Source organism: Flagellimonas hymeniacidonis (assembly GCF_008040165.1).
Classification (GTDB): Bacteria; Bacteroidota; Bacteroidia; order Flavobacteriales; family Flavobacteriaceae; genus Flagellimonas; species Flagellimonas hymeniacidonis.
Genome location: NZ_VRUR01000002.1, coordinates 791,130 through 817,618, shown reverse-complemented (window position 1 = coordinate 817,618; position 26,489 = coordinate 791,130). Strand labels below are relative to the sequence as shown.

Here is a 26,489-nt window from a genome sequence, read left to right as displayed (position 1 = left end):
CCAATTGAACTTCAGTTTTCAAATGGGATGAGACCGTAACTCATTTTTAATGGATGAACTTGTTGACATTCTGGATGAAAATGGAAACTACACAGGAAAAGTCTGTTTAAAATCGGAAGCACACCTAAAAGGATTGTTTCATCCCACTGTACATATTTGGTTTTATACTTCTGAAGGTAAAATACTATTTCAGCAAAGGGGAAAGGGCAAAAAAACCTTTCCATTGCTTTGGGATGTCTCTGTTGCAGGACATATTGAAGCTGGTGAAACTTTTCAACAGGCAGCATTACGTGAGGTAGCCGAGGAAATCGGAATACCTATTACCAAATCTGATTTAAAGCCAATAGGAGTTTTTAAGTCCATGCAAGAGCATTCAGAAACACTAAAGGATAACGAATTTCATCATGTTTTTCTGTGTGGGCTAAATGTTCCTATGTCCAATTTAAAAAAGCAAGAAAGCGAAGTTGAAGAGTTAGCTTTAATTGGTTTATCAGAATTTAAATCAAAAGTTGATGTTAAGCAGTTAGATGGATTTGTCCCGCATTCGGTAGCGTATTACCATCACATTATCACAGAAATAGAGAAAATATTATAGCTTTTCGGTAAAAGCTGCTATGCTGTCCATAGAATAGGTTTCCTGCTCTCCCGTATCCATATTTTTTGCCACAAACTCCCCATTGGCAAGTTCCTGTTCCCCAATCAATATCACATAAGGTACTTTGCGGTTATTGGCATATTTCATCTGCTTTTGCATTTTGGTTGCTGTCGGATATACCTCCGCCTTAATACCATTTTCCCTTAATTGACTTATCAATTTTAAAGATGCCAAGCTTTCCTTTGCTCCAAAATTAATGCACAGCACATCAATGGACTTGTCCAAGTGTTCCGGGAAAAGTCCTAACGCTTCCAAAACCAAATAAATTCGGTCCAAACCAAAAGAAATACCAATTCCGCTAACATCTTTCAGCCCAAAAATACCTGTGAGATCATCGTAGCGACCACCGCCACCGATAGAGCCCATACTCACGCCCTCAGGGGCACTAACTTCAAAAATGGCTCCTGTATAATAGTTTAATCCTCGGGCCAAAGTCACATCCACTTGTAGGTTTGCTGTTTTTAACCCAACAGCTTCCACTGTAGTAATGATTTCCTCTAACTCAGCTACACCCTGCATCCCAATCTCGGATTCGCCCAATAAGGATTTCAATTGGGTCAATTGTTCCAAACTTGAGCCGGACATTGTAAATAAAGGTGCCGCTTTCTCAATGGCAAGTTCAGAAATACCTTTGGCCAACATTTCTTTTCGCACGCCTTCCTCCCCTATCTTATCAAGTTTATCCAAGGCTACGGTAAAATCTATCAGCAAATGTTGTGCGCCAATCACTTCAGCTATTCCAGATAAAATTTTTCTATTATTAAGTTTGATTGTGCTTCCAACTAATTTGAGATCGGTAAAAACGGCATCATACAATTGTATGAGTTCTGCTTCTTGTAAAACCGAATTTGCCCCTACCACATCGGCATCACATTGGTAAAATTCACGAAAACGGCCTTTTTGGGGCCTGTCCGCTCGCCAAACGGGTTGAATCTGGTAGCGCTTAAATGGAAAATCTATTTCGTTTTGGTGCATGACCACGTAGCGTGCAAAAGGCACGGTAAGATCATAGCGGAGTGCTTTCTCCGAAATCTTGGGCAGTAGCGAACTAGATTTTTTTGAGCTATAGGTGACATCATCCACTTTGGAAATAAAATCTCCAGAGTTCAATATTTTAAAAATTAAACGGTCACCTTCTTCCCCATACTTGCCCATTAAGGTATCCGAATTCTCAAAAGAAGGGGTCTCTATGGGTTGAAAACCATATACCTCAAAATGTTTTTTGATGGTTTGGATGATATAATTGCGTCGGGCAACCTCTGCTGGTGAAAAATCCCGGGTCCCTTTGGGTATAGATGGCTTTTGTGGCATGTACTAGAAATTCTCGTGCAAATATACACTCTTTGTTGATTTGGTATGAGCAAAAGCACCTGTATAGCTTCCTCTTTCACACCAAAGGTCAATTGAAAATTGGGTTACATCAATTCATACAAAATTAGAAATGGTAACGACCATATTTTAGAGCTATAATAACCATAAAACATATTATTATGAAATTAAAAATGTTTGTACTGCTTGGGTGTCTTATAGCCACCATCACTTTTATATCCTGTTCTGGTGAAGATGGTACTAATGGAGCTGATGGTGATACCGGCCTAACTGGAGCTCCTGGAACACCCGGAAATAAAGGCGATAACGGCATCAATTGCTGGGACTCAAATGCCGATGGCGTCAGCCAATCTTCAGAAGATGTTAATGGTGATGGAGAGTTTAACGGCCTAGATTGTCAAGGAGAACAAGGAGAACAAGGAGAACAAGGAGAACAAGGAGAACAAGGAGAACAAGGAGAACAAGGAGAACAAGGAGAACAAGGAGAACAAGGAGAACAAGGAGAACAAGGAGAACAGGGCAATGCCAATGTACAGGTAGCTCAGATAGACATGTCACCTTTTGGTGGTAACATATTTACCTTTAATCTTGTTGATGACACTGACTTAGACATTACCGTTCAGGAACTATCCAACTATACTTTTCTTTTTTATCTTGAAAATGTTACTTCTACTATCTATCCAGTACCCGGACCTCTGATTTTTAATACTTCGTATTCAGCCGTGAACTATAGAGAGGTTGGTAATAATGCAAATGATGCAGGAGATGTAAACATAAATTTTTATCAAACTGCTAACGGTAATGATTTTCAAGTGGCTCAAGGATTCTATTCTACTTTAAAGATAGTGGCCTTAGAAATCTCATTAGGAAACAAAAATGGCAATGAGGTTCTGGCCCAGCTTAAAGCTACCGGGGTGGATACAAGCGATTACCACGAAGTAATGCAATACTTTGGCTTGGAATAGTATTTTTTATAACACGCTTAAAAGAAGAAGAGCCCTTAAGGGCTCTTTTTTATTTTTTCATTTTCCCCACCCTTCGACAAGCTCGGAGTGATATAAAAATAAGGATGTTATTCCATGATTTTATCAAACCATTGGTAAAGTTCCCCCTTGGTAATGGTAGCGCCCTGTTGGATCAAGTTGAACTTATCTAGGTTTTTATCATCAGAATAAGCCTTGGAAGCGGTTAGATACTCTACAAAGTCAGATTGAAAATTTCTCTTGAACCAACCAAACCCAATCTCGGTACGTAAATCTATTTCTGGGTTCATCACCTTTACAGAAAGTAGTTTCATTTCCTTTTCTGTTAGATGGAACAAATGCATATGCAACTCAGAAATATTTTCCAGATACTCCACTTTGGACAATACGCCTTCCCATATTAAATCACTAAAGACATCCAATTCCTCTTCTGCTGCTTCCGGTTTTTCTTTCTTTATGCTTGCCCATTCATCGGCAGTAATGGATTGGGTAGCCAAAAAGTTAATAAACTCTGGGTGCAACTCTTCCAATTGCTGTTGCGTCAGTCTTGCATATTTCATCTGATCATTTTCATTTGATTCGGCAAAAATAAAAAAGGCCGCGCTTTTGCGCAGCCTTTCTTGCTATAAATTATACTGTTCTAATTAAAAATATAGCGAACTCCTACCTGAGCTCTCCATCTGGAGATTTCAGCGGTATTTGCCGCAAAGGTTTCTGTTAAATTAGGATCAAATGTATAGGTTGGTGTATTCGTAGCGTCTACAGAAACACCCAATAGCTGATTAAAGGTTGGGATTTCAACAACACCCCAATTTGAATTGATCAGATTCCCTAAATTCAATATGTCTAAACTTAGCTGAATCTTGTTTTTATCAGTCAATTTAATGTCCTGAAGCACTTTTACATCCCAGCTACTTCTCCAAGGTGCCAAGGCAGCGTAACGCTCTGCATATTCACCGCGATTATCACTTAAATAATCATCTTGTTGAATAAACGCTTCAAAAGCTGCAGCTTGTCCTGGTTCGCTAAAATTCATTTGGCTCACTTCTGAAGCTGTTGGAATGTAAAGCAGGTCGTTTTGGAATCCATCACCATTTCCAGCAATATCATCGCCGTTGATATTTCCTCCATGGACATAATTGTAACGCCCTCCCTTTGCATACTCAAAAAAGGTAGATATGGTTGTTCCAGTTTTGAATGCTTTGGAAATAACCCCAATAAAGCGATGTTTGTCACCATATCTGGCATTGGACAATACGGCTGTATTGGAATTACCCACTATGGCATTACCATTATAAGCATCACTCGTAATTTCCGCATCGATGGAGTTTACACTCTTGGCATCCAGGAAGCTATATCCTAATTGTGCGTACAAACCATCGTCCCAAGTTTTTTGAACTTTCCCTGCCACATTCCAAATACGTCCATTTTCATCAGAATTTGTAAATACATAGGCAGAGTTAGGAGATTTATCGGCATCTGTATAAAAAGCTCTTTGGTCAAATGGCGTATTCAACGTACCTGATGGAGCTGCCAAGCCCCAGTTTTGAACGTGTATTCCATTAATATCTTTTGTGTACGAGACATCCAAAGTGGCTACAAGGCCATTTTCAAAACGTTTGTCCGCACCTATATTGGTTCTCCAAACTTGTGGAAATTTAAAGTCAGGGTCTACAACCGTGTAGAAAAAGAAATTAGGATTCGCCACTTGATTTCCTAGCCATACAAATGGAAAACGACCTGTAAAGACTCCTGAGCCTCCTCTTAATTGTAAAGAAGCATCGCCATTTACATCCCAGTTAAATCCTACTCTAGGTGAGATTAACCAATCGTTCGAAGGCAATTGGGTAGAATCAAAAAATGCAGTTTCTCCTGTTGATGGGTCTGTATATTCAATACTTGGATTATAGCAACAATTACGATCTATTACTTCTTGTGCTTTTTCTGATGTATCAAAAAATAAGGGCTTATCAAAGCGTAATCCGTACGTCAATTTAAAATTGTCCGTAATGTCCCATTGATCTTGGGCATAAAATGAAAGTTGCCCCACATTGGTTTCGGCTAAAGCCAAACCACCTGCTACGCCGGGTCCTGCAGCATTAAGTGCTGCATCTGTAGCAATAGCAGAATCAAAGGCTGCTTGTAATTGACCAGAGCTTGCGAAATCAGGGAAATCTGTAATAGTTCCCGTTGGAAAAAATACGCCTTGAGCACCAAAGACACCTAAGTTAAAGGAATTATCAAACTGGAACTTTTCAAAAGAAAAACCTACGGTATAGGTATGATCTCCTTTAAAGAAATTTAAATTATCTGTGACTTGAAATACTTTTTGATCTAGTTTGTTATTGATAGAAAAAGGTTCATGACCCGCAATAATATAACTGGACGTTCCGGCAGCATCTAAAATGGTTATACTAGGTGCTGGTGTTGAAAATGGCCTTCTAAAGTCATCAAAATGCGTATACCCTATTTGTAACTTGTTTGTAGCGTTGTTAGACAAGGTTGAGTTCAGTTCTATTTGAACGGACTGAATTCTATTATTGATTTCATACCCAGCATTTTCAAACTGCAAGGTTGCCAAATCTGGCCCTCTAAATTGAATTGCATTACGATTGGCAGGTTTCCCTTTTGAAGCATCCAAGAAATTATAGATAATGGCCAATCGATTATTATCATTAATGTTCCAATCCAACTTGAAAATTCCTTTTGTAGATTCTTGGTCAAAGTTGAATCCTGTAATTCTTCCAGGGTTGTAAAAAATGTCATTTCCTTGTCCATCTTGTCCTATGACTACTTGCCTTAACAGGTTATCAACCAACTCAAAATCTGATTGCGTTACTCTAGACTCATTTGCAGCTCCGGTACCTGTATTAGGTACAAACCCATCTGTTCCTAAAGAAGTGAGATCGTCTTTTTCAAAATTCACGAAAAAGAACAATTTGTTTTTAACTATTGGGCCTCCAATACTGAAACCATATTGCTTTTGTTCTAAACCTGTTTTAAAAACGTCATCGCCATTTATTTTACCACCTGTGAGGTCATCATTTCTGAAAAATCCGTAAACGGTACCATAAAATTCGTTTGTACCACTTTTTGTAACCGCATTTACTGACGCTCCTGTAAATCCAGATTGTGTTACATCATACGGAGCGGTACTTACTTGGATTTGGTCAATGGCATCTATGGATATAGGAGTAGCATTAGTCTGCCCTCCTGGTTGTGCTGCATCCAAACCAAATGGGTTGTTGAAGATGGCTCCATCTAAAGAAAAATTATTGAATTGGTCATTTCTACCACCAAAAGAACCGGCACTTGCTGTAGGTTCCAAACGTGTAAAATCGTTAGTAGATCTTGAAATTGTTGGTAGTCTTGTCAATTCTCTTCTTCCTACGCTGGTTTCAGCTCCTGTTCTATCACTTCCAAAAGTTCCAGTTTGGTCAGAAACCACAATTACTTCATCCAAAGCTTGGCTATCTGGTACTAAAGAAGCATTAAAATTAAACGTCTTTCCTAAAGACAGAAATACATCGTTTCTAACACTGCTTTTAAATCCAATGTATGAGATGGTAACTTCGTAAGGTCCACCAACCCTAAGGTTGAGCAAGTTAAACCTACCTTCTTCATTGGTAATAGCGCCATAACGTGTCCCTGTTGGTGTGTGTACGGCAACTACATTGGCTCCAAGAAGGGGAGCTTGTTGATCATCAACAACAGTACCTCTGATGTTGGATGTGGTGACTTGTGAAAAAGCGGAGGTGAATACCATAAAAAACAGTACCCCAAGTGGTAAAATTTTCTTCATAATGAGTGAGTTAGTTTTTTGAGTGTCTACAAACATAGAACAAAAAAAAGAGCTATGCACGCATAGCTCTTATTAAGTTATTAACCGAAAACTAAGTATTTATTTAGCCTCAGCGATTACTTCAAAAGGAAAGTCCACAATCACTTCTCTATGAAGTCTGATTTGAGCGTCATATGGCCCAACTCTTTTGATTGTTCCTCCTTTTATACTAATGAATTTTCTGTCAATTTCATGACCCGCTTTATCCAAAGCAGTGGCCAAATCAATATTATTTACAGAACCGAACAATTTATCACCAGCACCTACTTTTGCAGGAATTCTGATTTCCAATTGTTTTAAAGCTTCTGCTTTTTTATTGGCTTCATCAATGACTTTCTTTTCTTTATGTGCTCTCTGCTTTAGGTTTTCTGCCAAAACCTTTTTTGCAGATGGTGTAGCTAAAGCAGCCAAACCTTTAGGAATAAGGTAGTTTCTTCCGTAACCGTTTTTTACTGTTACGACATCGTCTTTAAAGCCTAAATCCTGTATATCTTCTTTTAGAATAAGTTCCATTCTTCAGTATTTTTTATTTCAACATATCGCCAACATACGGCATTAAGGCTAAATGGCGCGCACGCTTAACAGCTTGGGCTACCTTTCTTTGGTACTTTAAAGAGGTGCCTGTAAGTCTTCTTGGAAGCAGTTTACCTTGCTCGTTCACCAACTTCATTAAAAAATCTGGATCCTTGTAATCGATATACTTAATTCCTGATTTTTTAAATCTACAGTACTTCTTTTGCTTGTTGGTCTCAATGTTCAACGGGGTCAAATACCTGATTTCCCCGTCTTTTTTTGCTTTTGCTTGTTGTTCTATTGATGCCATACCCTATGCTTTTGCTTTTAATTTGGTTCTTCTTCTTTCTGCCCAAGAAATAGCGTGCTTATCTAACTTAACAGTTAGAAAACGCATAATACGCTCATCTCTTCTAAATTCTAGCTCATAAGGAGAAATTACTTCACCGGGAACGGTGAATTCAAATAAGTGGTAAAAACCACTTTTCTTGTGTTGAATGGGATAGGCTAATTTCTTTAGTCCCCAGTTTTCTTTGGAGACCATTTTGCCACCATTCTTAATTAAGAAATCTTCAAATTTCTTAACTGTTTCCTCTATCTGTGTTTCAGACAGAACGGGATTTAAAATGAAAACAGTTTCGTAATGGTTCATATATTATATTTTTAAAGGAGCGCAAAATTAGTAATAATTACTTCTTCTCGCAAGAAAAGCATAAAATCTTCGTTTAACCATTAATAGTTATTAACATAAATGAACTAAGCAAACCTACGTAACGTATATGGTAATATACACAACAAAATAGACCATGTTTACATCTTTTGTTGCCGTTAAACGCCTTTTTTATGTAATTTGCCGATGATTTAAAACCCTACAAATCACCCCATTCTATGAAATTAAAAAGTATAATTGTAGACGACTCCTCAATGCAACGGATGGCCGTTGCCAAATTGGTCAACAATCACCCACATCTTGCCCTAGTAGCCGAATATAGTAATGCTATTGAAGCTAAGAACGGTCTTAAGAACCATGACATCGATTTAATCTTTCTAGATGTTGAGATGCCAATCATTAGTGGTTTTGACCTTTTAGAGGCATTGGAGAACCCTCCTCAAGTTATTTTAATCACAGGAAAGCCTGATTATGCGCTAAAGGCTTTTGATTATGATGTAACGGATTACCTTCACAAACCTATCACCTTAGCCCGTTTTGAGTCTTCTGTTAAAAGAGCAGTAGCCAAGTACGAGCAAATAAATAGGGTGGATGAAGATGAGGAGCATATTTTTGTAAAGAGCAACCTTAAAAAGCGTAAGGTTATCTTAAACGATATTAAATGGATTGAGGCATTGGGAGATTACATTAAATTGGTGACAGATGAAGCCAATATTGTAATTCTTTCCACTATGAAATCTTTTGAGCAGCAATTGCCTGCTGAAAAGTTTCTACGAATCCATAAATCTTATATAGTGAATCTGGAAAAAATTGAAAAATTCAATAGCAAGAATGTAGAGGTTGGGGGCAGACAGATTCCATTAAGTAGAAATAAAAAGACAGAACTGGCAGAAGCACTTGCCAACGTATAATTATATGTGGTCTACATTGTAGACGAGTCTCACACTTTTATACTTAGAAATAGCATTAAAAGATTTTTCAATTCTTTTAATGCTATTTTTTGTTTGTGGCAATGATTGTCCCTTGCCCACTTTAATTAATATATTCTTTAAGTAATCCCTACGTATTCTGGCAACAGGTGGGTACTCTGGTCCAAGAATTTGATGACCAAGCACATTTTTTAAAGAACTGGCAAACCACTGGGCCGCCTCGTTTAGTTTATTGTAATCTTTATCTTTTAACGTTAGTTTGATAATACGCACCAAAGGTGGGTATTTAAATTGTTCCCGCTCATAATACTGTTCAGAGAACATTTTATCATAATTGTTAGTGGTAACCTGCTGCAATATCTGATGATACGGATTGTACGTCTGTATCAATACTTTACCTCTTTTTTGGGTCCTCCCTGCCCTGCCCGCGACCTGCGTGAGCATTTGAAAACTTCTTTCATGGGCTCTGTAATCTGGAAAATTCAACAAAGAATCTGCATTCATAATACCAACCAAACTTACATTTCTAAAATCGAGCCCTTTGGTCACCATTTGTGTTCCTACTAAAATGTCCATTTCCTGTTGCTCAAAAGCAGTTATCAATTTTTCATAGGCATACTTTCCTCTTGTGGTATCCAAATCCATTCGGCCTACATTAATTTCTGGGAAAAGCTGCTTCAACTCTTCTTGAATCTGCTCTGTACCAAATCCCTTTTTATCTAAAGTAGGGCTTCCACAAGCCAAGCAACCTTGTTGCAAAGCCATATGATACCCACAATAGTGACAACGTAATTGATTTCGATGTTGATGATATGTTAAGCTTACATCACAATTTGGGCATTGCGATACGTGTCCGCAGGTGGTACACTCTATTATAGGAGCAAAACCTCTTCTGTTCTGAAAAAGAATAATTTGTTCTCCTTCTTCGAGAGCCTCCTGAATGGCATTGAACAAAGTTTCAGAAAAATGTCCTTTCATGCGTTTTTTTCTGGTAGCCTCTTTTATATCAACCAGAGAAATATCTGGCATGAGTACATCCCCATACCTATGTTTTATACTAGCATACCCATATTTTCCTTTTTTCGCATTATCCATGCTTTCTATACTGGGCGTTGCGGAACCCAACACGCAATGAGCGCTATGAAGCGATGCCAATACAATAGCCGCATCACGGGCATGATATCTTGGTGCAGGGTCAAATTGTTTAAAAGAACTTTCATGCTCCTCATCAATGACCACCAACCCCAAATTGGAAAAGGGCAAAAACAAGGAGGAACGAGCACCAATTACAATCTGAGCCTTATCGGCATTGGCCACTACATTGTTCCACACCTCCACGCGCTCATGAATGCTATATTTTGAGTGATATACGGAAACCTTATCGCCAAAATATTCGCGCAACCTTCCTATGAGTTGAGAAGTCAGTGCAATTTCTGGTAGCAGATATAGTGCTTGTTTCCCTTCTTCTAAACACTGTTCAATTAGCTTGATATATACCTCGGTCTTGCCTGAAGAAGTAACTCCATGCAGTAAGGCTGTTTTTTTCTGTGCAAAACTTTCGTTTATGGCCTTAAAGGCATCTTGTTGATATGAATTCAGTTCAATACTCTCAGTGTTTTTTGAATTTTCATCATGCTGAACCCTGTCTGTTCTAATATGATATTCTTCAAGTACCGACTTATCGATGAGGGCTTTTATAACGGCTCGGGAACTTCCACTCTCCTTTTCTAAATCTGTAACGGGAATGGGTTTCTTGGTCTTTGCTTGAAGTTGGAAAAGTGATAGTACCACCTGACTTTGCTTGGGAGCCCTAGAAAGATTGATGAGCAATTCTTCCAGTTTTTCTTCATTTTGGTAAACTTCGCCAAGTTTTACATACCGTACCAGCTTCGGCTTATACTGTTCATAAAGTTCTTCTTTTTGAAGCACCACTCCTTTTTGAACCAGCCTGTTTACCAGTGGAAGCACATTTTTTTTATCTACAATTCCGCTTATCTCTCCTATTTTTAAAGCAGTTTGATGTTGGAGCGCCTCATAAATCAAAAATTCATTGTCGTTTAAATCCAATTCATCAATGATAGTATCCTTATTAGGCAGCACCAAGGTTTCGCTCTCCAACAAAAAAGCACTGGGTAAGGCACTTCGAAACACTTCTCCCAAAGTGCACATATAATATTGAGCAATCCATTCCCAATGTTTTAATTGAAATGTGTTGATAAGGGGTTTTTCATCTAAGATTTGATAGATTTCCTTTGCCTCGTATAATTCCGGCGCCACTTGATGGACGTTGTAGGCCAATGCAGTATAGATTTTGGATTTCCCAAAAGGGACCGCAACCCGCATACCTACTTTTAAAAAATCCGCCTCTTGTTCAGAAATTTTATACGTGAAAAGCCGCTCTAATGGAATGGGCAGGACTATATCTAAAAAATAATGCATAACGGTTATTCATCTAGCACTCTATGCCAAGTTTGGGTTCTGTACAAAAATGCCAAATACCCCCTCACCTTTAGCCTATTACTGTCTTTTGGATCTAACCATACCTTTCCTCTAAATGTCATGGCCTGTTCTGGATCAAAAAGTCTACTTCCCTTATATTCTCCCTTATTGTTCCGTTTATAATCATCCATAATCTTCATTCCAGTGACCGGCTTATCTTTTAGGTCTCCTTTGCACTTGATACATAGGGCATTTTCCTTTCCTTTTTCAAGAATCTTTAGAATTCTAGCCTGTAAAAGACCATTTTCTTCATATACCTCTACAATGGCTTTGGTTATACCATTACGATCATCAATGGTTTTCCATTTACCAAATACCGTTTGGGACCAAGAAACCTGAAGCATGAACAAAAAAATAAGAACTACAATATGATTACGCTTTTTGCCTTTTTTCATGTTTCTTCTTTAAAGAATTAAGGGTTGCGTTTAGCTCAAACCCCAATAACAAAATATTCGAATTCAGCCAAATAAACACCATTAAAATCAGTAATCCTCCTAATGCTCCATAAAATTCGTTGTACCGGGCAAACTTTTCCACATAGACCCCAAACAAATAGGAAGTAAGTACAAACAATAAGGTGGTCATTAAAGCGCCCGCTGAAAAGAATCTGGCTTTTCTTCCTTCCGCAGTACCAAAATAGTATAGAATGGCAGTAGTAAGGTAGGAGAGCAACATAAAAAAGACAATCTTGGTTATTTGTATTCCTATTACGTCTCCTTTTTCTACATCATATCCCAATGTCTTGCCCAGATATTCGCTGGTATATTCCACAATATAAAACTCAAAATATACAAAGGCCACTGCACCTATGACCAACAATATGGAAAGAATTAATCCCACCATTAGTGCGTAGGCATATTGTCGTAAAAAGTTTCTGGTCAATTCTACATGGTAGGAATTTTCAAATCCTCCAAAAATCGCATTTACCCCATTCGCCACTAAAAAAATAGAAACTAAGAAGGTTGAAGAAAGCAAGCCTCCACGTTTTTGATCTTTGATTTGTTGGTAAATATCACCAAAGTAATCACTTGTTGCCGAGGGTAGAAATGACTCTAAAAAAATGAGGAACTGACCATCAAAATTTTCATTTCCTACGCTTGCATATGGAATAATGAAAGGTAAAAGAGTAACTAAAAAGATTAACAATGGGAACAACGCCATAAAAAGACTGAATGCAATGGAACTCGCTCTTGAGGATAGTGTGCCTTTTACAATTCCCAACACATACATTTCCAATAGGTCATAAAACGAGAGCCCTTCAAAGGCTTTCAGTTTTATCTTTTTTAGTAGCCTCACCAACCAGTTGACCACCGGAATCTTTTCTAATTCTTCTTCTATGGCTACAGACATTACATTGCTTTTAAGCTTAAATCCATATTGTGCACAGAATGGGTCAACGCTCCAGAAGAGATATAGTCCACACCGCATTCGGCATAATCCCTAATGGTGTTTTCATTAATACCTCCAGAAGACTCTGTAAGACATTTGTCTCCAATCATCTGCACCGCTTCTCTCGTGGTTTTATAATCAAAATTATCCAAGAGAATCCTATATGTTCCTCCAGCTTCAAGAATTTTTTCCACTTCTTCTAAATCACGCGCTTCCACAATAATTTTTAAATCCCTATCCGTATCCAACAGGTATTGTTGGGTTTTTTGGATTGCTTTCTTGATGCCACCTGCAAAATCGATGTGATTGTCTTTCAGCATAATCATATCATAGAGTGCAAATCTATGGTTTTCCCCTCCCCCAATCTTTACCGCCCATTTTTCTAAAGCTCTGATACCCGGAGTGGTCTTTCTAGTATCCAAGATTTTGGTTTGGGTACCTTCTAGTAGCCTCACAAAACTTTTTGTCTTTGTAGCGATGGCACTCATTCGCTGCATTGCATTGAGTACCAAACGTTCTGCTTTTAGAATGCTTTGAGAACCTCCCGCTACCGTAAATACAATATCTCCGTATTTTACCTCATCGCCATCAGAAAGTAACCGTTCCACTTTCATATTTGGGTCAACGCATTTAAATACTTGCTCCGCAAATTCCACTCCTGCGATAATGCCTTGGTCTTTTACCAACAATTTGGCTTTACCCTCAGCTGAATCAGGAATACAGGCCAAAGAACTGTGGTCACCATCTCCAACATCTTCCCGGATGGCATTTTTAATTATCAACTGTATCTCTTTTTGGAATTGCTCCTGGGTAATCATTCAAATGGGGTTTTAACGAAAATAATAAAAACATTACTCCCATCAATTTACATTTGTCTTTGTTTCGATTGAAAAAATTAATTTTGGTTATGCAAATTACACTACTGGCCATTGGCAAGACTGATAATACAGAGCTATCCCAACTCATAGCTATTTACGAGAAGCGCTTAAAGCATTATATAAAATTTGATTTTCTCATTCTTCCTGACATTAAAAACAGTAAAAATCTTTCAGAGGCACAGCAAAAACAGAAGGAGGGGGAATTGATTTTAGCTCAGCTACAACCAGGAGATGCATTAGTTCTTTTGGATGAAAAAGGAAAGCATTATTCATCAATGGAATTTTCGCAATTCTTACAAAAAAAAATGAACAGTGGCCTTAAGAGGTTAGTTTTGGTTATTGGAGGTCCTTATGGTTTTAGCGATGATGTATACCAAAAGTGCAATGATAAACTTAGCATGTCAAAGATGACTTTTTCGCATCAAATGGTACGACTATTTGCTGTAGAACAGTTATACAGAGGGTTTACTATTCTTAAGAATGAGCCGTATCATCATCAATAAGCTCTTTTTCTTCTCCCATAAGGTTATACTTTTCTAAAAATCCTTCAACTTTTCTAATGACCAAATGATGTGCTTTGGGATCCTCTGTTGTTTCCTCTAAGGATTTAACCATGTTTTGGGATACCATTTTCAAATGGTTCAATTCTTCCCCTATAAATCCATAAATTTCGTTTTTGCGTTCGGGGTTCTTTTCAACGGTCAATACATATTGAAGATCCGTAATGTTTTTCATATGCGAATTAAAAACATGGGATTGGTGCCATGCAATCTCGGCCAATCTCTTTTTTTGATCCACAATTCTATTGATAATAGGGTTTACTATGAAAAAGATTTCAAAGAATATAATGACTATTGAAAATATGGCAAGCTCCAATTCTATAATCATCATGGTTTTAATATCTTTTTCAGCTTTTTTCTGAAACTGATTAACTATACCATCCATAATTACCAAAAACCGATCTACACGATATCTTATATCGTTAAAGGAAACATTTTTAAAATTTTGAAAGTCCTTCAATTCACTATACATCCATTCCAAATGAGGCTCCAATCTTCTAAATTCCTTAAGAATTTCTTCGTCATCCAAAGGTTCTAATTTTAAGCCCATGTTCCCTTCTTGCAAAAACCTGTTCATTTGGTACAACTTGGTTAATGCCAACTTCATTTCAGCATAATCACAGTTATGGTATCTACATGAATATAGTTCATTAAGAAGCTTTTGGCTTAACATCCGCTGTCTTCCTGCTAGGTTTACAATCAATGCGGTTGACCTTTGCTGATTTAACGAATATTGGGTCATGGATTGAATCGTTATGGTCAATAACACAATGGAAATCACCAACAGATAATACGCCCTAAAACCTTTTTTAAATAGTTGCAACTTCCCAATCTTCATTCAGGTAATCATTTTTAGTAAGAATTTGATTACAATTTACCTTAAATAAAACGGCTGCATTGGAAAATGTTGTGAAACGGTTATTTGATAGGGTGAAACGAAGTAAAAAGGATTCTAAAGAAGAATTAATATAGCACCCTGAACTTTATGGTGTTCTCCACATTCTTAAGTGCTTTCATCACCTCCTTATTATACTCCTTATCCAAATCGGTTATTACATAACCAACCTCGCTATCTGTGGAAAGATATTGTCCTGTAATATTCATCTCATATTTGGCCAATACCTCATTGATTTTTGCCATAATTCCGGGAACATTCTTATGAATATGAAGAAAACGATGCGCATTCGTCTGCTTGGGCAATCTAATATTGGGGAAATTGACCGCATCCACTGAATTACCAGAGTTTACGTAATCCATTATCTTATTGGGAACAAAATCGGCTATATCACGTTGAGCTTCCTCCGTGCTTCCCCCCACATGCGGAGTAAGAATAACGTTTGGCAATCCTTGCAGTGCTGTACCAAAACTTCCATTACTTCTAGGTTCTTCAGGATAAACATCCACTGCGGCTCCTGCCAACTTTCCACTTTTTAATGCTGATGCGAGTGCATCGATATCAACCACAAAACCTCTTGAAAGATTTATAAACAATGCCCCATCCCGCATTTGGTTGATTTCTCGCTCTCCTATAAAATCCTTATTGGCTTTGTTATCATCAATATGAAGGGTGACAACATCAGAAACAGAAAGTAAATCTTCAAGGGTATTACATTTAGTGGCGTTCCCCAAGGCTAATTTATCTGCAACATCATAATAATAAACTCGCATACCAATGGCCTCTGCCAAAACGGATAGCTGCTTCCCTATATTTCCATATCCTATTATACCAAGGTTTTTTCCTCTTACTTCTCTAGAGTTTGCAGCTGTTTTGTTCCATTTGCCTTTGTGGATTTCCATACTTCTGGTAAAAACATTACGCATAAGCATAATGATTTGTCCAATGGCCAGTTCCACAACCGATCTGGTATTGCTATAAGGCGCATTGAAAACTACTACGCCTTTCTTTTTGCTGTATTCCAAATCTATTTGCGTAGTACCTATGCAAAAGGCTCCCACTACCAACAATTTGTTAGCGGCATCCAATACTTTTTGGGTAACCTGGGTTTTAGACCTAATTCCCAACACATGAACTCCTTTGATTTTTTCAATAAGTTCCTCTTCTGGTAGGCTATGTTTGACCAATTCTACGGAGAAACCATCTTCTGATAGATTTTCAAAGGCATCTGGATGCACATTCTCTAAAAGCAAGATTTTAATCCTGTTTTTAGGGTACGATATGTTTCTGGGCAAATCGTTCACAAAAAGAAACTCATCCAAGTTAGGGGTTACATGATCCGCGTTGTTAGCAGCTTTTTCACGATGTACATTTTCTGTGTATGCGAAAAACTTATCTGCAATCCCTGCCTCACGCATTACATAATCGCTATAGCCATCGCCAATAACTTGAACCTCCCCATCTAAATCCAAATTTTTAAGACATTCTATCTTTCCATTGTGGGAAGCCAAGACATTGGTCTCATCAAATCCTATGATATTTCCCTCATCATCACACTTGAACGTATTGGCATATACCCTATCGGATGGGATGTTATATTCTTCAACAATAGGATCAATAAACTCTTTAAAACCACATGAAATCACATAGATATCATCCGAAAATTTTTCAAAGAACTCTTTGTTGGATGCAATGGATTTTGAAATTTTCTGGCGCAGCTCCTCTACCAAACCTTCCAAATCGTTCTTATGAGCATTTAAAAGTTGTATTCTGCGTTCCAAGGATTCTGTAAAAGAAATATCGCCATCAATTCCAAGATTAGTGATATGCTGAATCTCCTGTATTACTTCTTCCTTGTTTGATTTTCCCTGAAGGGTCATCTCTGCCAAAACATCCAATGCTTCTACCCTGGTTAGGGTACTATCAAAATCAAAAACGTACTTGCGTCCCACTTCTACCATGAATTTCTCCAAAAAATTAGGGTTTAAAAATAAACATTAATTCTATCCCTGAATTTGGAAGTTATCAAAAACAGTTTACAAATATGGATATATCAAAAATCTGGATAAAAATGTTCCAAAATGTTGATTTTTAGTCCAAAAATTGAATTATTTCATTTGAAAACTGTATTGTTTTATACGTACCATTATGATCTCCAGGTACAATACGCAATTGGCTATTCGGAATCTCATTTTTGAGTGCCTCGGGATTTCCATTATCCAAATCCTGGTCTCCGGCAATTATGAGCACCTCAGCAGAAATTTCCTTTAGTTCTTCTAGACTTGTTACTGGTTGGTACTTTTGAAGCAAATGAAGAATTTTAAGGTTAGCTCCTATGGAGGTTGCATAATCTACGGCTCCTTTTGTTTCCTCAGTTATTTTTCCATCAAAAGCATTCATAAAAAGAATTCTTCTGTCCCATTCTGGATTTGTGAAATCAACCCCCATACCACCTAATACAGCACGTTTTATGCGCTTTTCATTCACCAAAAATTTGGCCAACACAATGCTGCCCCTGGAATATCCAATCACGTCCAATTCCTCCAAATTCAGATGGTTTATAAAATGGTCCAAGTCTTTTACTTCAGCGTCATCTTTGTATGCCTCCGGATTTTCCGATTGGTCAGATTGTCCATTGCCCCTTAAATCTGGGACAATCACGCGATAACCCGATTCTAAAAGTTGCTTTTTTAAAATGGATCTTTCCCACATACCTCCGGTATTGATAAATCCATGAACAAGTATAACGGCCTTTCCACTACCTTCATCACTATACGCAACTTGAGTACCATCAAATGAAGAAAAAAACTGGGTTTGTGCTTGTAATCCCAACCCAAAAAACAAAAACCATATGAAATAATACTTCTTCAAAATTTTCTGATTTAAAACCAACGTCTGGTCATTTTGCAATAAAAACTATATTCCTTCCCAAACTTTGCATTTAGAGCTTTTTCCTCATTTTTAATTTGAAAATGATTCATAAAATAAACAAATCCCACGGCCAATAGCGTATTGAATGCATTGCCAAGCTTTAAACCAAACCCTAATAACAACAATAGCATTCCCAAATACATTGGGTTGCGCGTAAATTTAAAAATACCCGTTGTGACCAAACTGCTTGTTTTATTCAAATTTATAGGGTCAGTTGTGGTTTTTGCACGTAAAAACTGGACAATGGCCAAGAGCATAACCAAAAATGCGGTTCCAAACAGAAACAAAGCAAGCTCACTTCTTCCAAAAAAGTCAAAGTCCCCAAAAGGTAAGAACCTGTCTAGAAGGTACATTAGTACTCCAAAACCTGCCATGACCAAGGGAGGTGGTAATTTCAACTTCATATGATACTAAAGTTATTAGGTCGAAATTACTATTTTTAACCTTTAACGAATCATACGCTACCTTGAAACTTGTTTTTGCAACGCACAATCTATATAAACTAAAAGAAGTTCAGGAGCTTTTACCACCCAAGATCAAATTACTGTCTTTAGATGATATTGGTTGTTTTGAAGAGATTCCAGAAACAGGAGCAACATTAGAAGAAAATGCCAAGATAAAAGCTGACCATATTACCCAAAACTATGGTTTTGATTGTTTCTCAGACGATACTGGATTATTGGTTAACGCTTTAAAGGGGGCACCTGGGGTATATTCAGCCCGCTATGCTGGAGAACAAAAAAGTGCCAAGGACAACATGGCCAAATTATTGGTTGAACTGAAAAATCAGCAGGATAGATCAGCATATTTTAAGACGGTAATGCATTTGAATCTAAATGGAGAAGCTTACACTTTTGAAGGAATCGTTAACGGAAGCATTCCGCATCAAGAATTTGGAACAAACGGATTTGGGTATGACCCCATTTTTAAGCCCGAAGGGCATGATAAAACTTTCGGAGAACTGAGTTCAGAAATCAAAAACGCTATAAGTCACAGAGGGCGTGCCATGCAAAAGCTTGTGGCATTTCTCAAAAAACAGGACTTATAGTCACCAACTTAACAAATTGGTGTACCTTTGCGCCTTTATTAACGCCGCCGGTATGGGCATGGTGTTGCGAGGGGCTCCAGTGGGTAATACAAAATCGCTCTATGCAACACAACATATTTGCGATTTAAGGTATATACCAAAAATGACAAAATTTGAAAGTCTGGGGTTGGACAAACCCCTATTGGATGCTATTTCCGATCTTGGATTTGAGACTCCATCAGAAGTACAAGAAAAAGCAATCCCTATTTTATTGGAGCAGGAAACCGATTTGGTCGCCCTAGCTCAAACAGGAACTGGAAAAACCGCAGCTTTTGGTTTTCCCATGATTCAAAAAATACAATCTGAAAGTAGAACCACTCAAGGTCTTATCCTTTCCCCTACTCGTGAGCTTTGCTTGCAAATTACCAACGAGCTTAAACTGTATTCCAAATACGTTAAAGGCCTTAGTACGGTAGCCATTTACGGTGGAGCAAGCATATCTGATCAGGCAAGGCAAATAAAACGCGGAGCTCAGATTATTGTTGCTACTCCTGGAAGGATGAAGGATATGATCGGTCGCAAAATGGTTGACATTTCAAAAATCGATTATTGCGTGCTTGATGAAGCGGATGAAATGCTGAACATGGGCTTCTTTGAAGACATTAAGGATATTTTATCCAACACACCAAAAGAAAAGCTCACGTGGTTGTTTTCTGCAACCATGCCAAAAGAAGTATCGGTAATCGCCAAAAAATTCATGCACAAACCCCAAGAAATTACTATTGGGACTAAAAATGCAGGAACTTCAACAGTACAGCATGAATACTATCAAGTAAGTGGACGTGACCGTTATCCTGCACTTAAGCGTTTGGCTGATGCTAATCCTGGTATTTTCTCTGTAATATTCTGCAGAACAAAAAGAGATACACAAAAAGTAGCTGAAAAGCTTATTGAAGATGGTTACAATGCGGGAGCCTTGCATGGCGACCTAAGTCAAAATCAAAGGGATTTAGTCATGAATTCCTTCCGTAAAAAACAAGTGCAGATGCTTGTTGCAACTGATGTTGCAGCTAGAGGAATTGATGTGGATGACATCACCCACGTAATCAACTACCAACTTCCTGATGAGATTGAAACCTATACCCACAGAAGTGGACGTACGGGCCGAGCAGGAAAATCTGGGATTTCAATGGTAATTGTAACCCGTTCCGAGTTGCGAAAAATTAAATCCATCGAGAGCAAAATACAACAGTCTTTTCTATCAAAGAAAATTCCAACGGGTATCGAAATCTGTGAAATACAGTTATACCATTTGGCCAACAGAATTAAGGAAACTGAAATAAATCCAGAGATAGACAATTACCTTCCAGCCATTAATGATGTTTTAGAAGGTGTTGATCGCGAAGAACTGGTTAAAAAAATTATTTCCGTAGAATTTACTCGTTTTTACAATTATTACAGCAAAACAAGAGACCTAAACTCTGCTGAAGGTGGTAGAGAAAGAGGTGAGAGAGGTGAAGGTTCCAAAGGAAGTGGTCCCTCAAGTGGCTCTGTGCGATACTTTATCAACGTAGGAGAACGCGATGGTTACGACTGGATGTCGCTTAAAGATTTCCTAAGAGATACCCTGAATCTTGAAAAAGAAGATGTCTTTAATGTTGATACCAAAGACAGTTTTTCATTCTTTAATACAGACGCTCAGCATACGGAACTAGTACTTCAGACCTTTACTGAATTTAAAGTGGATGGGCGTTTTATTAATGTAGAGGTTTCTAAAAACCCTGGTGGATCTGGAAAAGGTGGAGGAAGAAAACGTGATAGAAAACGAGGCCATAGAAAAGGAGGAGACGGTGGTTACCGAAAAGGAGGCGACAACAAATCTTTTAAAGGAGGTAGAAAAGGGAACTCCAGCAAAAGAAGTGGTAAAAAACGTCCAGGGTTCTATTAGTTAATTCTATATTAAATGATGGTAGACTCGTGTTTATTTTTGTTTGTTTAGTACTTTTATGACTACAAAGATTGCATGAAAAGAATTCTACTTACATTATTTTTCTTCATTTCATTTTTTTGTTTTGCTCAAAATGAGAGCGATACGATAGTTGAAGGGGAGTTAAAAGCTACCGTTATCAATGCGCAGACCAGTTTCTCAATGGAAAGTGTGCATGTTATTAACCTTAACAAGGTCGTGGGTACCATAACAGACCAAAAAGGTCAATTCACCATCCCTGCTGCAGTTAACGATACCCTGTACCTCTCTTTTTTGGGTTTTAAGTCTCAAAAAGTTAGGGTAACCAATGACATGTTCAAATTTGAAGGGACAGAAATTGCATTGACGGAACTAGCCTATGCCTTGGAAGAAGTTATTGTTAGGCCCTACCAACTAACAGGCTATCTAGAGATTGATGTAAAAAACCTCCCCATTAATACAGCGTACCAGTACAGCATTTCGGGGCTTCAAAAAAGTTATGAAGGTGGAAGTAAAAGTCCAAGTGCTGTAACCAAGGTATTGGGTGCAATTCTAAATCCAGCGGATCTTCTGCGAAATCTTTTTGGAAAAAAACCCAAGCAAATGCGTAAACTCCGTCAAATGAAAGAAGATGAGGACATCCGTAATTTATTGGCATCAAAGTTCGATAGAGAAACTCTTACCGAATTGCTGCAGCTGGAAAAAGTCGATATAGAAGACATCCTTAACAATTGCAGTTATTCCAAATCCTTTATCAATACGGCCAACGACCTTCAGATATTGGATGCCGTTTCAAGCTGCTATGAGGAATATAAAGTACTGAACAGGCGATAGGTTTTGCTTATTTTCTTTTGATTTATCCTTTTAAATGGCATGTAAATAAATTTTATATTTCCACATGCATTTTATAGTTTTAGCTAAAATCCCAAAAAATGAAAAAACTACTTACCGCCATGTCCGTACTATCTTTGCTTTTTGGTTGCAAAGAAGTCAAAAAAACCGCGGAAATAGATTCGATGGAAGTTGAGGAAGTAGTACAAAAAAAAGAACCCCCTTTTGTTTGGGAAGGCGCTAACATCTATTTTCTTTTAACCGATAGATTCAACAATGGCAATCCTGAAAATGATGTCAATTTTGAAAGAACTGAAGATACTGCTGTTCTAAGAGGTTTTGAAGGAGGGGATATTCAAGGCATAACACAGAAAATTGAAGAAGGTTACTTTACAGATTTAGGAATCAATGCGATATGGTTTACTCCGGTAGTTGAGCAAATTCATGGAGCTACTAACGAAGGAACCGGAAATACTTACGGTTATCATGGATATTGGGCAAAAGATTGGACAGTTATAGACCCAAATTTTGGAACCCGAAAAGATTTAGAGAAATTGGTGAAAACTGCACATTCCAAAGGTATAAGAGTGCTTTTAGATGTAGTGTTAAACCATACGGGGCCAGTTACGGAAAAAGACCCTGTTTGGCCAGCAGAATGGGTTAGAACTGATCCCACATGCGAATTTACTACCTACGAAAATACCACCGCATGCACTTTAGTTGATAATCTCCCAGACATTCTTACAGAATCTGATGAACCTGTGGAGTTGCCAGATGCATTGCTTGCCAAATGGAAGGACGAAGGGCGCCTAAGCCAAGAATTAGATGAACTACAATTATTTTTTGAACGCACAGGATACCCAAGAGCACCTCGATTTTACATTATTAAATGGTTGACCGATTACATCAACGATTTTGGGGTAGATGGTTTTAGGGTAGACACTGTAAAGCATGTCAATGAAAATGCTTGGTCCGACCTATATAAAGAAGCTACCTACGCTTTTGAAACTTGGAAGAAAAAAAATCCAGAGCATGTATTGGATGATAATCCCTTCTACATGGTTGGCGAAGTGTACAACTATGGGATTTCAGGCGGGCGAAAATTTGATTTTGGTGATAAAAAGGTTGATTTCTTCGATTTTGGCTTCAAAAGCCTTATCAACTTTGATTTAAAAGTAGATGCCACTAAGGACTATGAAACCATTTTTAGAAAATATAATAAGCTCTTAAATACCAAACTAAAAGGAAAAAGTGTCCTGAATTACCTGACCTCCCATGATGATGGCAACCCTTTTGACAAAGAAAGAAAAAAGCCCATTTATGCGGCCAACGTGCTATTATTGACGCCTGGGGCATCACAAGTGTATTATGGTGATGAAACAGCGAGAAGCTTAATAATAGAAGGTACTGAAGGTGATGCCACACTACGTTCTTTTATGAATTGGGAAGAACTGGACAGCTTACCACAGACGCAAAAAATTCATAAGCACTGGCAGAAGTTGGGGCAATTTCGTAGAAATCACCCAGCAATTGGAGCTGGTAAACATAAAAGATTGGCCAAATCACCTTATGTCTTCTCCAGAACCTATGTAAATGGCGAATTTAAAGATAAAGTAGTAGTTGGATTGAACCTTCCAAAAGGTAAAAAATCCCTATGGGTAAAGGGATTCTTTGGCGATGGCACAAAATTATATGACACCTATTCTGAAACGGAGGTCATGGTAACCAACGGAAAAGTGCTTCTTGAAAACGAGTTTGATATTGCACTATTGGAACTGGTGGAATAATTATTTTCTGGAATGCAACGCAATCCTGTTTCCTTCCGAATCCAGAAATACCGCCATAAACCCAATTTCAGGGCTTATTTGGGTTTTTGGTTTCAAAACCTTTCCACCAGCAGCTTCAATTCGGTCTAGCTCTTTCTGAACATCTTCGCTGGCGAAATAAATAAGTACACCATCTGTATTGCTGGGTTTATAACCCTCATGTTGAATAAGAGATCCATTGGCTCCAGGTTTTCCCTCTGCCCATGGGAACCATCCCATTAATGTTCCGCTAAAATCCTGTATTTGGATTTCTATTTGAAAAACTTTGTCGTAAAACGTTTTGGCTCTTTTCATATCCACAACAGGAATCTCAAACCAACCCACCATGTTCTGTTCCATACTATTCTTCCAAAACTGATTTTAAACTAGCTAGTCCTTCCTCAAAATCTCCGCCAACGGCCTTATCCATGTTCATAAACAGCATAAAAATACTGGTAGGAAACTTATTCTTTCCAGAAAAACCCCAAGTAACTTTCGTATTTTCACCCTCTACCTCTTCTGTAATGAAGTAGGCATCTGATGTGGATTTCCACGGTTTTAAAAACCGAAGCTCCGATTCTATACGTTCTCCATCCACAATTTTAGTCAATTCTTGCTCCCCTTCGCCAACATCTTTGTTACCGTTCCAGTAGCTTGTTGCACCAACTTCACCATCAGTCCCGGTGAACTTTTTTTCCATATTAGGGTCTTTTTTGTTCCAAGGAGACCACGCATCTTGATTTTTTAAGAACCTAAGATTTTCAAAGACTTTTGCCTTGGGTTGGGCAATTTCAATAGATCTAGAAACATTGTAGGATTTTGGGGCAATAAGTGCCAAAACTAAAATTAGCACAACAATCCCCACTAAAATGTAAAGTAGTATACTCATTTTGTGTTTAAATTGGTTATGCCCTAAATTACAAAAATCTTCATTCGTCAAGGTATCTTTCGATAATACCTTCCACTTCTTTGATAGATTTTTTGGTCCAATCCAATCTTTTTTCCAAGATTTCAATGTCAGATAATTGCCACGATACGTTTGATATTCTCATTTTTTGGGTCAAATGTTGGATAATAATTGCTGCTGAAACGGAAATGTTCAAGCTTTCGGAAAAACCAACCATCGGTATCTTTAGATACCCATCCGCTTTTTGCATTACCTCTTCACTTAACCCCTCCTTTTCTGTCCCAAAAAATAGTGCAGTCTTAGTGTGGAGTTTAAACTCTGAAAGCATTCCAGAATCATTATGAGGTGTGGTGGCAATAATTTGATATCCTCTGTCCTTTAAAGTTGTAATACAATCAGAAGTAGTTCCATACCGATTTACATCCACCCATTGCTCTGCCCCCATAGCTATGTTTTTGTCCAAACGCTGTCCAAAACGATCTTCCACCACATGCACTTCTTGAATCCCAAATGCATCACAACTCCGGATTACGGCACTGGTATTGTGCAATTGAAATACATCTTCAATGGCAACGGTGATGTATTTTGTTCGATTCTGAAGGACTTCAAGGAATCTCTGTTTTCTTCCTTCTGTGAGGAAATCTTCCAGATACGTCAACAAATCAGTATTAAACATAAAGACAAGATAACGAAATCTGAATTTCTTATTTTTAGAAAGAAATGAGCAAAAAACAAAATATCGTAGTCCTTACCGGGGCTGGAATGAGTGCCGAAAGTGGCTTAAAAACCTTTAGGGATGCCAATGGTCTTTGGGAAGGACATGATGTTATGGAGGTGGCCTCACCCCAAGGTTTTAAAAGAAACCCCGAACTAGTCTTTGATTTCTATAATCAGCGGCGTAGGCAACTTTTAAAAGTGTCTCCCAATGCAGGGCATCTCGCTCTTGCTACCTTGGAAGAATCACACCATGTGCATATTGTAACCCAAAATGTAGACAACCTTCATGAACAAGCTGGAAGTTCCAATGTTTTGCATTTGCATGGGGAACTCTTTAAAGTGAGAAGTACGGTAAATGAAAACCACATCCTGGATTGGAAAAAGGATTTAGTTTTAGGGGATTTGGACGAAAATGGCCATCAATTGCGTCCACATATTGTTTGGTTTGGTGAAATGGTGCCTATGTTAACACCTGCGATTTCCATTACCCAAAAAGCGGACATTTTGATTATTATAGGAACCTCAATGCAAGTTTATCCAGCGGCAAGCTTAATTAACTATGCAGCCAGAAGCACTCCCATCTATTTTATAGATCCCAACCCGAGCGTGCGCTCATCAGAATTTGATAATCTTACGATATTGTCCAAAACAGCCGCGGAAGGTGTCCCTACTTTGGTTGCTCAGCTATGTGGTACTGAGACCTAGCTTTTTTTGCCCAATCCATCAATGCTTTTTTCTGTTCTGGGTCTAATCTGGCTTCAGCATGGGTCCAGGTATATTCCTTTAGTGGCATCTCCCCTTCTTCAACTTCCTCTATAAGTTCTTCCAACTTATGGTCCTTTTTCTTTGCAGAGTAATTTTCCCAATCAGAAAAGTCAAGATGCTCCTTACCTTCCTCAATATGATAATCTAGCCAATACGAAATTGGGGCGATGGCATTATACCATGGATAATTGGTATTGTCACTATGGCAGTCATAGCACGTAGTTGCCAACAATACTTTTACTTCATCAGAAGGCTGTGTTTCCAGTTCAAAAGCAGTAACATATTCCCATTCCGAAACGTTTTTTTCAGGTCTATAAAATTGCATGGCTATTAGAATAACAAGCAAGGCAATTCCTATTTTTTTTGCTAATTTCATCGCTCTGGGCATTTTTATAAAAT

General features: G+C 38.1%; 27 protein-coding genes. 9 read left to right on the top strand and 18 right to left on the bottom strand.

Annotated elements, in window-relative coordinates:
* Positions 1 to 49: 49 nt before the first annotated feature.
* Positions 50 to 595: an NUDIX hydrolase gene (locus tag FVB32_RS12580; RefSeq protein WP_147744144.1), complete on the top strand. Its 546-nt coding sequence runs from the start codon at positions 50 to 52 to the stop codon at positions 593 to 595.
* On the opposite strand, the gene hisS is transcribed toward FVB32_RS12580, so the two are convergent.
* A complete protein-coding gene (hisS, locus tag FVB32_RS12575) occupies positions 590 to 1,966 on the bottom strand; it encodes a histidine--tRNA ligase (RefSeq protein WP_147744143.1) in 1,377 nt (458 codons plus the stop codon). The two genes, FVB32_RS12580 and hisS, sit on opposite strands and share 6 nt — an antisense overlap.
* 179 nt (positions 1,967 to 2,145) lie before the next feature.
* Here hisS and FVB32_RS17760 point away from each other — a divergent pair, with 179 nt between their 5' ends.
* Positions 2,146 to 2,949: a collagen-like triple helix repeat-containing protein gene (locus tag FVB32_RS17760; protein WP_187269569.1), complete on the top strand. Its 804-nt coding sequence runs from the start codon at positions 2,146 to 2,148 to the stop codon at positions 2,947 to 2,949.
* A gap of 107 nt (positions 2,950 to 3,056) precedes the next feature.
* On the opposite strand, the gene FVB32_RS12565 is transcribed toward FVB32_RS17760, so the two are convergent.
* The 5 genes from FVB32_RS12565 to rpsF form a co-directional block, all read right to left on the bottom strand.
* Complete coding sequence (locus FVB32_RS12565; RefSeq protein ID WP_147744142.1) at positions 3,057 to 3,527, bottom strand: DUF6495 family protein; 471 nt, start codon at positions 3,525 to 3,527, stop codon at positions 3,057 to 3,059.
* Between the two features lie 80 nt (positions 3,528 to 3,607).
* A complete protein-coding gene (locus FVB32_RS12560) occupies positions 3,608 to 6,769 on the bottom strand; it encodes a TonB-dependent receptor (RefSeq protein WP_147744141.1) in 3,162 nt (1,053 codons plus the stop codon).
* Between the two features lie 99 nt (positions 6,770 to 6,868).
* Positions 6,869 to 7,321 (bottom strand): 50S ribosomal protein L9, encoded by a 453-nt coding sequence (gene rplI / locus FVB32_RS12555; RefSeq protein WP_147744140.1) that lies wholly within the window; start codon positions 7,319 to 7,321, stop codon positions 6,869 to 6,871.
* Between the two features lie 13 nt (positions 7,322 to 7,334).
* Positions 7,335 to 7,631, bottom strand: coding sequence for a 30S ribosomal protein S18 (rpsR, locus tag FVB32_RS12550; protein ID WP_106145737.1), 297 nt, complete (start codon positions 7,629 to 7,631; stop codon positions 7,335 to 7,337).
* Between the two features lie 3 nt (positions 7,632 to 7,634).
* Complete coding sequence (gene rpsF / locus FVB32_RS12545; RefSeq protein WP_055392374.1) at positions 7,635 to 7,973, bottom strand: 30S ribosomal protein S6; 339 nt, start codon at positions 7,971 to 7,973, stop codon at positions 7,635 to 7,637.
* Positions 7,974 to 8,209: 236 nt separating this feature from the next.
* On the opposite strand from rpsF, the gene FVB32_RS12540 reads away from it, so the two are divergent.
* Positions 8,210 to 8,902, top strand: a complete 693-nt coding sequence (locus FVB32_RS12540) for a LytR/AlgR family response regulator transcription factor (RefSeq protein ID WP_147744139.1) — start codon at positions 8,210 to 8,212, stop codon at positions 8,900 to 8,902.
* On the opposite strand, the gene priA is transcribed toward FVB32_RS12540, so the two are convergent.
* From priA to nadC, 4 genes are read right to left on the bottom strand one after another with little or no spacing between them, the layout of a single operon-like run.
* The gene (gene priA / locus FVB32_RS12535; protein WP_147744138.1) at positions 8,903 to 11,359 is read right to left on the bottom strand and encodes a replication restart helicase PriA; all 2,457 of its coding nucleotides are present in this window, start codon (positions 11,357 to 11,359) and stop codon (positions 8,903 to 8,905) included. It lies immediately after the preceding gene.
* Positions 11,360 to 11,364: 5 nt separating this feature from the next.
* Positions 11,365 to 11,814: a DUF2147 domain-containing protein gene (locus FVB32_RS12530; protein WP_147744137.1), complete on the bottom strand. Its 450-nt coding sequence runs from the start codon at positions 11,812 to 11,814 to the stop codon at positions 11,365 to 11,367.
* Positions 11,792 to 12,769 (bottom strand): YihY/virulence factor BrkB family protein, encoded by a 978-nt coding sequence (locus FVB32_RS12525; protein ID WP_147744136.1) that lies wholly within the window; start codon positions 12,767 to 12,769, stop codon positions 11,792 to 11,794. Before FVB32_RS12525 ends, FVB32_RS12530 begins: the two co-directional genes overlap by 23 nt.
* A complete protein-coding gene (gene nadC, locus FVB32_RS12520; RefSeq protein WP_147744135.1) occupies positions 12,769 to 13,626 on the bottom strand; it encodes a carboxylating nicotinate-nucleotide diphosphorylase in 858 nt (285 codons plus the stop codon). Before nadC ends, FVB32_RS12525 begins: the two co-directional genes overlap by 1 nt.
* Before the next feature lie 89 nt (positions 13,627 to 13,715).
* Between nadC and rlmH the strand changes: the two genes are divergently transcribed.
* A complete protein-coding gene (gene rlmH, locus FVB32_RS12515; RefSeq protein WP_147744134.1) occupies positions 13,716 to 14,189 on the top strand; it encodes a 23S rRNA (pseudouridine(1915)-N(3))-methyltransferase RlmH in 474 nt (157 codons plus the stop codon).
* Here rlmH and FVB32_RS12510 read toward each other — a convergent pair.
* The 4 genes from FVB32_RS12510 to FVB32_RS12495 all read right to left on the bottom strand — a co-directional run bounded on the left by FVB32_RS12510 (position 14,161) and on the right by FVB32_RS12495 (position 18,476).
* Complete coding sequence (locus FVB32_RS12510) at positions 14,161 to 15,084, bottom strand: type IV pili methyl-accepting chemotaxis transducer N-terminal domain-containing protein (protein ID WP_147744133.1); 924 nt, start codon at positions 15,082 to 15,084, stop codon at positions 14,161 to 14,163. The genes rlmH and FVB32_RS12510 overlap by 29 nt on opposite strands.
* Positions 15,085 to 15,209: 125 nt before the next feature.
* On the bottom strand, positions 15,210 to 17,102 hold the full coding sequence (serA, locus tag FVB32_RS12505) for a phosphoglycerate dehydrogenase (protein WP_147745061.1): 1,893 nt from the start codon (positions 17,100 to 17,102) through the stop codon (positions 15,210 to 15,212).
* A gap of 130 nt (positions 17,103 to 17,232) precedes the next feature.
* Complete coding sequence (locus tag FVB32_RS12500; RefSeq protein WP_147744132.1) at positions 17,233 to 18,012, bottom strand: alpha/beta fold hydrolase; 780 nt, start codon at positions 18,010 to 18,012, stop codon at positions 17,233 to 17,235.
* Positions 18,013 to 18,023: 11 nt separating this feature from the next.
* The gene (locus FVB32_RS12495; protein ID WP_147744131.1) at positions 18,024 to 18,476 is read right to left on the bottom strand and encodes a methyltransferase family protein; all 453 of its coding nucleotides are present in this window, start codon (positions 18,474 to 18,476) and stop codon (positions 18,024 to 18,026) included.
* A 62-nt stretch (positions 18,477 to 18,538) separates the two neighbouring features.
* On the opposite strand from FVB32_RS12495, the gene FVB32_RS12490 reads away from it, so the two are divergent.
* The 4 genes from FVB32_RS12490 to FVB32_RS12475 all read left to right on the top strand — a co-directional run bounded on the left by FVB32_RS12490 (position 18,539) and on the right by FVB32_RS12475 (position 23,683).
* Entirely contained in the window at positions 18,539 to 19,120 is a 582-nt protein-coding gene (locus FVB32_RS12490; RefSeq protein ID WP_147744130.1) for a non-canonical purine NTP diphosphatase, read from the top strand.
* Between the two features lie 142 nt (positions 19,121 to 19,262).
* Entirely contained in the window at positions 19,263 to 21,047 is a 1,785-nt protein-coding gene (locus FVB32_RS12485; RefSeq protein WP_147744129.1) for a DEAD/DEAH box helicase, read from the top strand.
* A 75-nt stretch (positions 21,048 to 21,122) separates the two neighbouring features.
* Positions 21,123 to 21,899, top strand: a complete 777-nt coding sequence (locus FVB32_RS12480) for a carboxypeptidase-like regulatory domain-containing protein (protein ID WP_147744128.1) — start codon at positions 21,123 to 21,125, stop codon at positions 21,897 to 21,899.
* Positions 21,900 to 21,997: 98 nt separating this feature from the next.
* The gene (locus FVB32_RS12475; RefSeq protein ID WP_147744127.1) at positions 21,998 to 23,683 is read left to right on the top strand and encodes an alpha-amylase family glycosyl hydrolase; all 1,686 of its coding nucleotides are present in this window, start codon (positions 21,998 to 22,000) and stop codon (positions 23,681 to 23,683) included.
* On the opposite strand, the gene FVB32_RS12470 is transcribed toward FVB32_RS12475, so the two are convergent.
* Genes FVB32_RS12470 through FVB32_RS12460 form a run of 3 tightly spaced genes read right to left on the bottom strand, consistent with a single transcriptional unit; the run spans position 23,684 to position 25,284 of the window.
* Complete coding sequence (locus FVB32_RS12470; RefSeq protein ID WP_187269568.1) at positions 23,684 to 24,061, bottom strand: VOC family protein; 378 nt, start codon at positions 24,059 to 24,061, stop codon at positions 23,684 to 23,686.
* Position 24,062: 1 nt separating this feature from the next.
* Positions 24,063 to 24,590, bottom strand: coding sequence for an SRPBCC family protein (locus FVB32_RS12465; protein WP_147744126.1), 528 nt, complete (start codon positions 24,588 to 24,590; stop codon positions 24,063 to 24,065).
* A gap of 40 nt (positions 24,591 to 24,630) precedes the next feature.
* On the bottom strand, positions 24,631 to 25,284 hold the full coding sequence (locus FVB32_RS12460; protein WP_147744125.1) for a TrmH family RNA methyltransferase: 654 nt from the start codon (positions 25,282 to 25,284) through the stop codon (positions 24,631 to 24,633).
* 44 nt (positions 25,285 to 25,328) lie between these two features.
* On the opposite strand from FVB32_RS12460, the gene FVB32_RS12455 reads away from it, so the two are divergent.
* A complete protein-coding gene (locus FVB32_RS12455) occupies positions 25,329 to 26,030 on the top strand; it encodes an SIR2 family NAD-dependent protein deacylase (RefSeq protein ID WP_147744124.1) in 702 nt (233 codons plus the stop codon).
* Here FVB32_RS12455 and FVB32_RS12450 read toward each other — a convergent pair.
* Complete coding sequence (locus tag FVB32_RS12450; protein ID WP_147744123.1) at positions 25,993 to 26,466, bottom strand: heme-binding domain-containing protein; 474 nt, start codon at positions 26,464 to 26,466, stop codon at positions 25,993 to 25,995. The genes FVB32_RS12455 and FVB32_RS12450 overlap by 38 nt on opposite strands.
* Between the last annotated feature and the right edge of the window lie 23 nt (positions 26,467 to 26,489).